Source organism: Shewanella sp. POL2, from assembly GCF_000282755.1.
Taxonomy (GTDB): Bacteria; Pseudomonadota; Gammaproteobacteria; order Enterobacterales; family Shewanellaceae; genus Shewanella; species Shewanella xiamenensis.
Window position 1 is genome coordinate 1 of record NZ_AKZL01000110.1, and the last position, 12,601, is coordinate 12,601.

At 48.3% G+C, this 12,601-nt stretch carries 12 protein-coding genes and 1 riboswitch; of the genes, 1 reads left to right on the forward strand and 11 read right to left on the reverse strand.

Annotated features, from left to right (window positions below; translation table 11 throughout):
* The 9 genes from SHEWPOL2_RS19660 to SHEWPOL2_RS19700 all read right to left on the reverse strand — a co-directional run.
* Nucleotides 1-1,439 (reverse strand): putative metalloprotease CJM1_0395 family protein (locus SHEWPOL2_RS19660; RefSeq protein WP_037430917.1); only part of this gene is annotated, 1,439 nt, incomplete at its 3' end.
* 2 nt (nucleotides 1,440-1,441) lie between these two features.
* Nucleotides 1,442-1,705 (reverse strand): hypothetical protein, encoded by a 264-nt coding sequence (locus SHEWPOL2_RS19665; RefSeq protein ID WP_037418823.1) that lies wholly within the window; start codon nucleotides 1,703-1,705, stop codon nucleotides 1,442-1,444.
* 111 nt (nucleotides 1,706-1,816) lie between these two features.
* Complete coding sequence (gene thiH / locus SHEWPOL2_RS19670) at nucleotides 1,817-2,932, reverse strand: 2-iminoacetate synthase ThiH (protein WP_037430918.1); 1,116 nt, start codon at nucleotides 2,930-2,932, stop codon at nucleotides 1,817-1,819.
* Nucleotides 2,929-3,693, reverse strand: a complete 765-nt coding sequence (locus SHEWPOL2_RS19675) for a thiazole synthase (protein WP_037430920.1) — start codon at nucleotides 3,691-3,693, stop codon at nucleotides 2,929-2,931. Before SHEWPOL2_RS19675 ends, thiH begins: the two co-directional genes overlap by 4 nt.
* A 1-nt stretch (nucleotide 3,694) precedes the next feature.
* The gene (thiS, locus tag SHEWPOL2_RS19680) at nucleotides 3,695-3,898 is read right to left on the reverse strand and encodes a sulfur carrier protein ThiS (protein WP_037430926.1); all 204 of its coding nucleotides are present in this window, start codon (nucleotides 3,896-3,898) and stop codon (nucleotides 3,695-3,697) included.
* Entirely contained in the window at nucleotides 3,895-4,833 is a 939-nt protein-coding gene (locus tag SHEWPOL2_RS19685) for a HesA/MoeB/ThiF family protein (RefSeq protein WP_050991413.1), read from the reverse strand. Before SHEWPOL2_RS19685 ends, thiS begins: the two co-directional genes overlap by 4 nt.
* Nucleotides 4,830-6,527 carry a thiamine phosphate synthase gene (thiE, locus tag SHEWPOL2_RS19690; RefSeq protein WP_037430928.1) on the reverse strand — a complete coding sequence of 566 codons (1,698 nt, stop codon included), beginning with the start codon at nucleotides 6,525-6,527 and terminating at the stop codon, nucleotides 4,830-4,832. Before thiE ends, SHEWPOL2_RS19685 begins: the two co-directional genes overlap by 4 nt.
* Before the next feature lie 2 nt (nucleotides 6,528-6,529).
* Entirely contained in the window at nucleotides 6,530-8,683 is a 2,154-nt protein-coding gene (gene thiC / locus SHEWPOL2_RS19695; protein ID WP_037430931.1) for a phosphomethylpyrimidine synthase ThiC, read from the reverse strand.
* 159 nt (nucleotides 8,684-8,842) lie between these two features.
* A riboswitch (TPP riboswitch) is annotated at nucleotides 8,843-8,941 on the reverse strand.
* A gap of 175 nt (nucleotides 8,942-9,116) precedes the next feature.
* Nucleotides 9,117-10,214 carry a hypothetical protein gene (locus SHEWPOL2_RS19700; RefSeq protein ID WP_239642789.1) on the reverse strand — a complete coding sequence of 366 codons (1,098 nt, stop codon included), beginning with the start codon at nucleotides 10,212-10,214 and terminating at the stop codon, nucleotides 9,117-9,119.
* Between the two features lie 422 nt (nucleotides 10,215-10,636).
* Here SHEWPOL2_RS19700 and SHEWPOL2_RS19705 point away from each other — a divergent pair, with 422 nt between their 5' ends.
* Nucleotides 10,637-11,320, forward strand: a complete 684-nt coding sequence (locus SHEWPOL2_RS19705) for a hemolysin III family protein (RefSeq protein WP_037430933.1) — start codon at nucleotides 10,637-10,639, stop codon at nucleotides 11,318-11,320.
* A gap of 110 nt (nucleotides 11,321-11,430) precedes the next feature.
* On the opposite strand, the gene SHEWPOL2_RS19710 is transcribed toward SHEWPOL2_RS19705, so the two are convergent.
* Together SHEWPOL2_RS19710 and SHEWPOL2_RS19715 are read right to left on the reverse strand one after the other, a co-directional pair.
* The gene (locus SHEWPOL2_RS19710) at nucleotides 11,431-11,961 is read right to left on the reverse strand and encodes an NUDIX domain-containing protein (protein WP_037418800.1); all 531 of its coding nucleotides are present in this window, start codon (nucleotides 11,959-11,961) and stop codon (nucleotides 11,431-11,433) included.
* A gap of 112 nt (nucleotides 11,962-12,073) precedes the next feature.
* Nucleotides 12,074-12,601: tRNA (adenine(22)-N(1))-methyltransferase TrmK (locus tag SHEWPOL2_RS19715; RefSeq protein ID WP_037430935.1), on the reverse strand; the 528-nt coding region annotated here is incomplete at its 5' end.

Genomic DNA, 12,601 nt, shown 5'->3' on the forward strand with positions numbered 1-12,601 from the left:
AGTGCTTGCGCCGCCACGCGAATATCGGCGGAAGATGGGTCAACTGGCGCCATCGCGGCCGCATAGACTTGCTTCATTTTATTGATGGTCGCCAGAGGATCGCCTGGTACTATCGACACATCGATTTGTACTTCACCGTCGGTGGCATAGCGTTGGCCATCAGCTCCTTTTTCATATTTAAAACTAGGGCTTTGGGCATATTGACCACCCACGCTGGCATGAGCGTGCTCATGAGCTTTGACTTCTGTGTCCCTTGCTTTTAATTCGTCAATTTGGGCTTTTTGTTGCTCTATCGCCTTTTCTTGTGTCTGTTTGACTTGCTCTTTCGCTAAGTCTTGCTGGCGAGTTTGTTCGCCCTGTGTCTGCTGAGCTTGTTGGCTATTATCGGCTTTAGCAAAGGCTTCGGCTAATGCTTGTTGTTTTTGCTCCTGCTCTTGTATAGCCTTTTCCCTTGCTTGCTTAGCTTGCTCATCACGAACTTGTTCAGCTTGATTTTGCTGAATGTGAGAAAGTTCGCCTGCTACCGATTCACTCCCAACTGGTTCCTTGGTCGCGGCAGGTTGGCCAAAGATATGACTAAACTGCTCACTCAAACTGTTTGCCTGAGGCGAGGTTCTATCACCAACGTTGGCCACCACCGAATCGCGGGTCCCCGAAGAAGTACCCACAACATCAGCCCCTGCAAACTCAGTAGCAAAAGGATTAATTGCAGTACTAGTGGCCTTTTGTTGTCCCAATGGTGCGATACTCGTTGTGATGGGATCTGAAGTCGGGAATATATTGGCGAAATCCGAATTTGACGAAGTAATACTACCGATATCGCTTTCAGTTGAGTAAGCGGTTGTGCTTGGCGCCAAAGACACCAGAGGATTAACGGCACCATTCAAGGTTGAAAGCCCCATATCCGGAGCACTCAACACTGACACGGCTGTCTGAGAGGCAGCAATTTGCCCACCTCTCATTCCACCTATGGAACGAGGTCCTGTGAGTAAACTAAAACTTTTATTAGTTGAAGACTGTGAAGTCGAATCTATCAGTTTTGGAGCGGAGGGGTTTGAATATAGCTGGGCAGAAGCGTTTACACCTAAATCTACAATAGCTTTCTGTATCGCAACATTATTCGCGCTAGAAGAAAGGCTCGCATAACTCGATTTAGCGCCTGCCAATAACTCAGGCTGAGTCCCAGTGAAAGGCAAAGTTTGGTTGGACGCAGCAGTAAAGCTACTTAAAGACGGTTCAAGTGCCCCACTCACTTCGGATTTTGGTGCATGCAGGCTAGCCGTTGAAGCGCTATGGTTAGCAACCGTCTGACTATTGTCACCTTGATAAACCAGTCCACTTTGAGGTTTTGCTCCTTTTAGCGGCTCAATCGGCTTATCAGCACTCAAAAACGAATTGGATGGCGCGCCAACCTGAGATGACAGCGCCATGACCGACATAGTTACACCTTGATGTTAATAATCGAACCTATAGTTTCAGATTCTCTCTCTAGTACCTCAGTCGATGCTTCGCCTTGTCGCAATGATGAATTGGCAGCAACTAATGCTGAGGTTTTATCGGTTTCATCTACCGCCTTAGCGGTTTCTGTGGGTGCAGCGCTTTGCGAAGGACTCGGTTTAGCCACATCAATCGTAGCCTGTGTTAAGCCTGATTGAGCCGTTTGCAAGCCTTGCAGACCGGAAGCATAAGCAGATTGGATTTGCATAAAGGGATTCCTGCATCTGGTGAACACTAGGTTAATTATTGACCAAACCTACCTTGATGTACAGATTTATCCCTCTTATGGAGAGCTTTTTTGCTCATTTTCAGCTCCTTTTTAACAGGCTATCCAAGCCGATTCCCAATCCTTAAAGACGGGGTTAAATCCCTTGAGCCGCATTTGACTGATGACCTGCTCAACAGTTCGCTCATCACTGATCTCAAACTGATCGAGCTGGCTGTCAGGTGCTTGGTAACCGCCTGGCTGGGTTGAGCTGCCCGCACTCATTTGCGTTATCCCAAGTGGCAATAAATTATCCCGAAGTGATGGCGCCTCGCGGGTCGATAAACTGATATCAAGCTGTTGATTAAAAAGTCTAAAGGCACAGATCATTTGCACGAGTCCAAGATCGGTTAAATGCACTTTTGGTGTTATGCCACCAGTACAAGGCCGCAAACGTGGTAGAGAAATACTAAAACGGGTGCGCCAATAGTGCCGCTCTAAATAATCAAGATGATAGCCCATCATCAAGGCGTCTAAGCGCCAGTCATCTAATCCCAGTAGCACACCTAGACCTATCTTATCGACACCCGCACGGGCAACGCGATCGGGCGTGGCAAGCCGATAGGCGAAGTCCTGTTTTTTGCCTCGGGTGTGATGTTTAGCATAAGTCGCGGCTTGGTAGGTTTCTTGATACACCATCACCGCATCAAGTCCCTGCTCGACGAGCTTACGATAATCAATCTCCTCAAGCGGCTGCACCTCCATCGCCACATAACTAAACTGCTGTTTTACAAACGGTAAAATCCGCTGAAAGTAATCCATCCCGACCTTAGTTTCATGCTCACCCGACACCAGCAAGATAGAATCAAAGCCGCGGGATTTTATGATCGCTATTTCGGCAGCGAGTTCCTGTTCATTCAGTACTTTACGCTTCAGTTTATTACTCATGCTAAAGCCACAGTAATCGCATTCGTTAGCGCAAAGATTGGACAAGTACAGTGGTAAGTACAATCCGATATTGGCCCCAAAGCGTTGCCGAGTGAGCGCTGCCGAGCGCTGTGCCATCTCTTCGATATAGGGCTCGGCCGCAGGAGACAGCAAGGCGAGTAAACTCTGCAGGTTACCATCGGGTTGCATTAGGGCGCGCTCAACCTCCACTGCCGTGCAAGAATACAACGCCAGCAATAACTTATCCCGTTCAATACGGGCAAATTGGTCGATAAAACTCATTGCTGCAAAAATCCCGTTAATGGACTGGTATGCACAGCCTGAGTTTGTACTCGCCCAAGCCCCGCTTCAAAGGCGCGTCGCCCGCAATCTACCGCATCTCGAAAGCATTGCGCCATTTGAACCGGTGACGTACTACTGGCGATGGCGGTATTAACCAGCACGGCATCGGCACCTAACTCCATCGCGTGCGCCGCATGGGATGGCGCGCCAATTCCCGCATCAATCACCACCGGCACCCTTGCTTGCTCGATAATCATCTTGATGAAAGGCTCTGTCACCAGCCCCTGATTGGTGCCAATTGGGCTTGCCAGTGGCATCACAGCGGCGCAGCCGACATCCTCTAAACGTCGGCACAGCACGGGATCGGCATGCACATAGGGCATCACAATAAAGCCGCGTTCACAGAGGATTTTGGCTGCGGCTAATGTCTCGACCGCATCGGGCATCAGGTATTTGGGATCGGGATGAATTTCAAGTTTAACCCATTGTGTTCCCAGCATTTCCCGCGCTAATTCAGCAGCAAATATCGCTTCCTTAGCATTACGCGCGCCCGAGGTATTAGGCAAGAGTCGCACGCCCGCTTGCCTAAGTGGCGAGAGCAAATCATCGTCCCCAGTTTTTAAATCAATTCTTTTCATTGCAACGGTCACCAACTGCGACTGAGACGCCTTAATTGACTCCAGCATCAGCTGACTTGAGCTGAATTTTCCCGTGCCCGTAAATAATCGTGACTCAAATTCCACACCTGCAATCGTTAACATCTTAACCTCCCGCGACCACGGCAAATACATCAATCTTATCCTCATGGTGGCATAGGATAGATGACCATCGGTGTTTTGGCACAACGGCCTCGTTAAGCACTAAGGCAACCGAGTGTTGGCAAATATTTTGTGCTTCTAACAAGGCTTGTAAACTGAGCGGTTGTTGAAGTGTTTGGGGCACATTATTGAGATGAATTAAAATCATGACAAACCTCGATTAGGGACAGATTTGAATGAAGCAGCTGTGGTTGATTGCATTAATGCACTTGGCTTTAATCCGCACACCTTGCACTCGGGATCACGGGTTAATGCGGCCGAATGCCATTGGAGTAACTTGGCATCGAAACGCCAAAATCGGCCAAGTAGCGCTCTCGTGGAGGTGACTGGGTGACTTGTCTCTTCGAAAGACTGATTACCCGTTTGTTTTGTTGTAGAAGTTGGCGGCGTGGCTAAGAGCAACAATTGCATCGCTAGCAGCGCCTGCATCGATGCCATCACGCCGACACTGGGGCCGAGCACTCCTTGACTGCTACAGTTTTGTGGCGCGCGAATATTCGAGGGGAAGATACAGTGATAACAGCCGCCTGCGGGAAATCGCCGCTGATCAACCGCAAACAATTGGCCGTTAAAGGCAGCAATCGAGGCGCTCACCAAAGGCAAGGCATGCTCAATACACAACCGATTGATACAATGGCGCGCAGTAAGGTTATCAGTACAATCAAGCACTAACCTCGTCTCTTCACCATGGGTTAACAGACCAGAAAATACAGTGTTCGCAGACTCGAGAGTCAAATGCTCGGCAAAGGCATCAATCTCACAACCGTGCGCCAACACGGCCAATTTCTGTTTAGCAATGAGGGCTTTGTGATGACCAATATCGTCGTCACTAAAGAGTAACTGCCTTGGCAGATTGGATAATTCCACCCTATCGCCATCGACAAGCGTTAAGCGCCCGACTCCGGCACAAGCCAAATATTGCGCCGCCAATTGCCCGAGGCCGCCTAAGCCGACGATAAGCACATGAGCCTGTTTAAGCTGCAACTGGCCAGCCTCGCCGACCTCGGGTAAAAATATTTGCCGCGAATAACGAATAAAGTCTTTATCGGCAAGGGATTGCGCCTGCTCTTGTGTGATGCTCATAGGCTTGACTCCCAAGCTCGCGTCAATTCGGCAAAGGCCATTATTGGATCGCTTGATTCGGTAATCGCCCGCACCACGGCAATATTGCTCACCCCAGTCGCTTTGACTTGGGCAAGATTCGAAGGCCCGATGCCGCCAATTGCCACTAAGGGATAATGCGCTTTTAACAGTTCAACATAATGCGCTAACTTGAATAACCCTTGTGGCACCGATGGCATTTGCTTGGTCGTCGTCGGGAAAATATGCCCAAGAGCAATGTAAGATGGCGCATGTTGATGGGCACGCAGCAGCTCAAAATAACCGTGGCTAGAGATGCCAAGCGCCAATCCCGCGGCATGAATGGCGTTTAGATCCGTCACTGCCAGATCTTCTTGTCCAAGATGGACCCCAAATGCGCCATGCTTTATCGCTAATTGCCAATGGTCATTGATAAAAAGCTGCGCATCATAATGCTTACCTAAGGCAATCGCGGTTTGGATTTGTGCCTCAAGTTCGTCCGACGCCAGCACATTAGACTTTAGCGCATTAGACTTTATCCTGAGCTGTACCGTCTTCACGCCCCACGCCAATAATTGTTCGAGTAACAGTAAGTTATCGACAACGGGATAAATCCCTAAGTCAGGATCAAGGCGCTTAAACGCGCCGCATTGCAAATCAATGGATTCATTCAAGCTATTTTTAGGGTAAGAAGTGACGTAAGGATACGCCATTAAGCTGTGCGGCCATGCGGTACGCGCGAGTGGCCCTGGACCTTGGCCAATCCCCACTGCATAAATTAGACCTTGATTAACATAGGCTTTTGCTACCACAACCGCATCCTGCAATACAAAGCCAAAGGCTAACACCGAGGCGATGGCTGAAGACAGAGTACAACCACTGCCGTGGTTATGGCGCGTGTTTATCCGCGCACTACTGAGCCAAAAACCACCATTCGCGTCAAGCGGTGAGCAGCCAGTAACCTGATGACAAATCAACAAATCCTCCGCCAAACGCTGATTCTCTGTAGCGATGCGATGACTTGTGATATCGCTTTTTTGATCGCTTAAGACATCACTGGTGTTAATGCCAGCACTTGCCTGAGCCGCAAAATCAATATCGCCGCCCTTGGCTAATACGCTGCAAGCTAATTGCGCAGAGAGTTGCATTGCCGCAGCGGCGAATTCTGCTTTTGTATGAATGGCTGACGCTCGTTTGTCTGTGGCGACAGTAAGCCTTGCCAACTCCTGCACATTCGGCGTTATCAGGCTAATCAAGCCCTTAAAGGGTGCAAAATCCAGAGGTTTACTCGCCGTGCTCTTATCGCCGAGTTCGTCTCCACAGCTTGCAACCATCACAGGGTCGAGAATAACGGGGACGAGTGGAAATTGGGTTTTAAAACCAGCCAACCAATCGGCTACTAAGTGCACTTGTTGCTGATTTGCGAGTAAACCAATCTTAATCGCCTGAGGCGGCAGATCGGCTAACAGGGTCGAGAGCTGTGTGAGTAACATTGCCTCACTCACAGGCTCAACTAACGCCACCGCTACTGAACTTTGCGCCGTTAGCGTGGTGATCACGCTGCATCCATGGCCGCCCAAATCCTTGATGGTGGCTAAGTCGGCTTGGATCCCCGCGCCGCCACCGCTGTCTGAACCGGCAATGGTCCAGACGATAGGTTTAGGCGCCACCTGGCTAATATCTTTAGTAAGGGTCATTATCAAACCTCCGCAGCCTGTGCTGTTGGTTTGAGCTCTGCCCCATCCTGATGCTTTGCCGCTTCATTGGCTGTATTAGCATCGCCCAGCGGCAGATACAGTTTGGCACCCGAAGCCGCAAACTCTGCCGATTTTTGCGCCATGGCCGCCGCTAATTCATCTTGGGTTTTGACTCTGATCTGCTGGATTGCTTCTGTGTTTGATTGCCCTTGTTGAGCAGGGTTTATCGATGCAAGCACTTCAGCGCTCTCAACATTTTGGCTTGACGAAGCCCCTGACAACGTACCCGCCGCTAAACTTGCCGCATAGTCGCGCACATCTTGGGTGATCTTCATTGAGCAGAACTTAGGGCCGCACATAGAGCAAAAATGCGCGACCTTGGCCGACTCTTGTGGCAGGGATTCATCGTGATAGGCACGCGCGGTCTCAGGGTCAAGTCCGAGGTTATATTGATCTTCCCAGCGGAATTCGAAACGCGCCTTAGATAACGCATTGTCGCGGATCTGCGCGCCCGGGTGGCCTTTGGCAATATCGGCGGCATGGGCGGCAATCTTGTAGGCAATCAGCCCTTGTTTGACATCCTGCTTATTGGGTAAACCTAAGTGCTCCTTCGGCGTCACATAGCAGAGCATGGCGCAGCCATACCATGCGATCATCGCCGCACCTATCCCCGAGGTGAAATGATCGTAACCCGGCGCAATATCGGTAATTTGCGGCCCTAGGGTATAAAACGGCGCCTCGGCGCAGTGGATAAGCTGCTTATCCATATTCTCTTTGATAAGTTGCATCGGGATATGTCCAGGCCCTTCGATAATGGTCTGCACATCGTATTCCCAAGCGATTTTGACCAACTCGCCTAAGGTCTCAAGCTCGGCGAACTGCGCCTCATCATTGGCATCGGCAATGGAGCCAGGTCGCATACCATCGCCTAATGACAGCGACACATCGTAGGCAACGCACAGCTCGCAAATCTCACGGAAATGGGTATAGAGGAAGTTTTCTTGATGGTGGCTCAAGCACCATTTGGCCATAATAGAGCCGCCGCGGGACACGATCCCAGTCACCCGTTTGGCGGTCATCGGCACATAGCGCAATAACACGCCCGCGTGGATGGTAAAGTAATCGACGCCCTGCTCCGCTTGCTCAATCAAAGTATCGCGAAACACTTCCCAGGTCAGGTGCTCAGCAACACCATTCACTTTCTCCAATGCTTGATAAATCGGCACTGTGCCAATAGGCACTGGCGAGTTGCGGATAATCCATTCACGGGTTTCATGGATATACCGGCCAGTGGACAAGTCCATCACAGTGTCAGCGCCCCAACGGGTTGACCAGACTAGCTTTTCCACTTCCTCCTCGATGGAAGACGTGACCGCCGAGTTACCGATATTGGCGTTCACTTTGACTAAAAAGTTACGGCCAATAATCATAGGCTCAGCTTCGGGGTGATTGATATTTAACGGAATAATGGCGCGTCCACGGGCAATTTCATCGCGGACAAATTCAGGGGTTATCGGTTTACCTATTACGGCGCCAAAGGATTCACCTTGGCCGCGGCGGTTTAAGATTTCATCTTGCACCTGGGCGAGCGCCATATTTTCCCGAATCGCCACATATTCCATTTCAGGGGTAATGATCCCTTGGCGCGCATAGTGTAATTGGCTCACGCGTTTACCCGGTAAGGCGCGGCGAGGACGAACAATCGCACTTGAGCCGGCTTCGAAACGCAGATGATCGAGCCCATCATCCTTTAGGCGTTGCTGGGTAAAATCTGAGGTTGCACAATCGAGCACTTCGGTATCTTGGCGCTCGATAATCCACGGTAATCTGAGTTTGGCTAAACCTTGGCGCACGTTAATTTGCGCAGCAGGATCGGAATAAGGACCGGCACAGTCATACACCGGAATGGGAGGATTTTTCTCGACTTTGGGCGCGATCACCGTGCCGCCAATCCGCGTATCGGTTTGCAGAATTTGCCGCATCCCTACACGGAGATCCTCACGGCTTCCCTGCAAATACAACTTTTGCGAATTAGGATGTTGTAATGGTTTAAGGGTATCGATAAAGGCTTGCGCCTCGGCGCGCGCCACACGGCGGTTCGTTTGCCCATGAGTGTTCACGGCAAGTGATTCTGAGGACGATTCTAAACTGGACATAAGCAATCTCACTTTAACAAATAAAAATGGGGTTGCTTGTCTGGAGACTTGAGTGTTGAGAGCTGAGCCTTGTAAACCGTAAGTGGATTTACTGACTCAATAACGACTAAATCGATGGGTAAATAGACGGCAAAAGATTGCCGCTGATACGATTTAATGGAAGTTATTATGCTTGTTTCCTTCGCAGGTTTTAACCTGATCAGGTTCAACGGATCCCGAATAAACGGTCTCAGCCAAGAGGCACTCCGACAAGATGGGCAAAAGTATAGGCAGAAGCGCTGCGAACAAACAAGCGTAATTTCAGAATAAAAATTAAATTATCAATCAAAATTAAAGAACACATAAAGCAATGTATTTAAATGACTTTAATCTAAATTTGTTTTAGCGATCATAGTTTAAACTATTTTTAGTGAAAATTTATCATCACTATTTTTTAACCTTTTGGCCGCTTTACCATCATTTTATCGAGCTGCGCCTTAATGGCATCGTCAATTTCTTGGTTCATTTTCTTGCCACTGCAATCGAAGGGGAAACCTAAGTTCTCAGCATAGGGATTAATTGGGGTGCCTACTTTGACGACCCGATAACAGGTATTACCTTGACGAACGATACGATTCGGATCCAGTTCTAAATCCAAACTGGTGGGGCCGCTAAAATCGTCGGCATTGGGCACAATCAGTACCTCCATCTCGGGGCTCATTTCAGACAAATTCGACCGTTTGCTGTAATGATTTGCTTGCTCTAACACTAAATCATCTAAAGCTTGCTCACGCTGTCGTTCAAAATAACGCTGAGTAAACAATCCCACACTGCTCGCCGCCCCACCGCTTTGCCCACTGGCCGCAGACTGTTGAGTGCTTGCCGCATGAGCCGAGCTTGATTGGACTTCTGCCTTTTTCGGTTTAACAGCCTCTTTTGAACTCTGCTGGGTTTGGCCCTGAGTTGAGGTGTTAGGCACAGATGTGTTTGGTACTGATGCTTTTGATTCTGTTACTTTTGATTCTTGGGCGCTGACTTCTGGAGGTTTGGCTATCTGCTCCATGGGTTTTGGCGTCAGCTTTACTGCGACTTTTGGTGACACTTTCGCTGACTGCTCAATATCAGCTGCCGGCTTTACGGTATTAGGCGGTGAGGTTATCGGCTCGCTAGTGTTAATAAACTCTTCCACTGAGATATCTTGAGCAGAATCCGCTGGAGCAGTTTGCGTTGGCGGCGCATAAATAAAATATGCCTTTAACGCTTTGGTTGTAGTCCGTGCGTTAGCAGATGATTCAGTAAAATGCAGCCCTAAGTGTTCCGACTGGGTTCGCCATAAAAAAATTAATAAAAACAGCAGTAAGCCATGGCCAAACATGACCCAAAGCAATAGTTTAAGATTGAAATAATGTGGCCGCTCTCGCCCGCTTAGATTTGAAGATGTTTGAAATGCGCTATCGATTGATCTTTGGTCTGCTTCACTTAAATTGAGGTGTAGATTGTTATCGCAAGACTCGGCATGAACACTTAAAGCGCTAAAAGGCTTAGTGTTCAAATCTGTAGCGCCTTGGGCTGTAGCACTTAAAAACGTTGCACAAAAAGGCAAAGCGGAAAATGGTAAAGCCTCGTCCTTTGTGGCACTGCAGTGCGCATCAAATCTGATGCTATCTTCTGGGGCTATATTCGATCGAACAGGCAAAATCCATCCCTTAGTACTTAATGAATAAAGTACTTAACAAATCCATGACATCTTACGGAGAATTAGAGAAAGTGAGTCGAACAAAGTTCCAAAGCAGTGACATTATTCAGTTGTAAACCAGTACCATAATCTTGTACAAGGACAACAGAACTCATCAGTGTTATAGCCAATGGCAAGAACACGCAAAACAAATCAGCTTACACGTGTAAGCCAATTGTAGCTTTCCCTTTTATCTACTGATAGACTCAATCATTATCGTCATCGAGTGGATCAACAGCATGCCAAGCCAGAGTTTGATAGAGCCGCAAATGAGTCATGAAAAACCTTTAAATATCAGCGGGTATAGCTTAAGTGAAGAGATAGCCAATAGCATTAGCCATGGCCTAGGGGTGATTGCAGGTGTAGTGGGCTTAATCTTTATGCTACTTAAGGGCGCAGATCATCTCACCAATATTCAACTTACAGGCGTTATTATTTATGGCGTAAGTCTTATCCTGTTATTTTTAAGCTCAACCCTGTACCACAGCGTAACGCATGTTGGCTGGAAACATAAACTTAAGATTGCCGACCATTGTGCTATCTACTGCTTAATTGCGGGCACCTACACCCCACTGATGTTAGTCAGCCTGCATGGACAGCTTTCAACAATTATCCTGACGGCGATTTGGTCTTTGGCTATTGGTGGGATTTTATTTAAGACCTTATTTATTCACCGATTTAAAAAACTCAGTCTTGTGTTATATCTGGCGATGGGTTGGCTTTGTATGACGGTGATTGGCGATTTAACAGCAGCAATGTCACCGCTTGGATTTAATCTACTGCTATTGGGCGGGTTGTTTTACACCCTTGGAGTGATCTTTTATGTCGGCAAACGTATTCCGTACAATCACGCGATTTGGCATCTGTTTGTGCTAGCTGGCGCGATGAGTCATTTCTTCTGTATTTATTTAACAGTGATCTAGCATCTCACGCACTCTGAGTCACACAAGCCATCCTCTGGGTGGCTTTTTTATATCTATGCTTTGAGACTGAGTTTTATGGCTAAGTGATAAAGTCGCCAGCCAAGCGTTATCTACAATAATTCTGCAACTATCTGTTTCAGCAAAAAGGTTTCCCTGTCGATAGATTGGCCTTTGTTGGCGAAGGTGCGCTGAATTTCTTCATTATGGGCAATGGCTTGATGGATATTGATCCACTCAGGGCGCATACCGTTTTTCACTTCATGGGCTTCAAGCTTTGGCTCACCTAAGCCACGGTTACCTAAAGTCATATCGATTTCACACAGGTAGCAATAGGAATCCATATGTACTACGTTGGCGCCTTCGCGAAACCAAGGTCGATATTCTTCATAGCGGCCAAAGGGTGCAATAACGTTAGCTGCAATGGCGCCGGTTTCTTCCTGTAACTCACGAATAAGCCCAACCTCGATGCTCTCGCCCTTATCCACACCACCGCCGGGCAAGCCGTAATCTCGATATTTTTGGGTATAGAGCAGCAAAATATCTTCCCCCGACAGCACAATGGCGCGGGCGGCTTGGCGATAAAAGATCCTTGCCTGTTTCAAATTGATATTGGCGGCTCGGGTGGACTTCAATAAACGCATAGAAAAACTCAAGATTAACGGCCTATTAGCATAAACCAACTTTATGGATTTATAGAGCAAAACCGTTTTCAAGCAACACGCACAACAATACGTACACTTGAAACGGGTTAATTCAGTTGCTTAGTTGCCGCAAGATTTGCTGATAGGCCGCAACTATTTGCGCCTTATTTGGCAAGCGGTTCTCGGGGATACGTTGGTAATGGCCGATTGTCTGCACAAGATAACGCTTAGCCTGGCTGGTTTTATCCGCATCTAACCCTTGCCACATAATTGAGCCAGTCGAACTTAAGGGTGCCACGTCATTGCGCTTCGAAGCTGTACTCGAATGGGTTAAATGCAATATCTCATAGAAGCGCTGATTTTCTTCGAGTAAATATTCCTGCTTAAGGGATAATCCCAACTCTGCAAGTGAGCTGCGCACATGATAATTATGATGCACGGGACACAAAATAAACTCGAGCGGGCTGGAATGATAAGAATGGTTGTGATTGTCGCTGTGATACTGGCCATAACACGACACTATGCTGCGCACCAGTTCAACCAATAACTCGCCCCCCACACCCGCAATAATCACTAAGTGCTTGGCTTGCTTGCCGTAATGCGCCAGTGGCAACGCCGCCACATCCAGACAATGCACTTG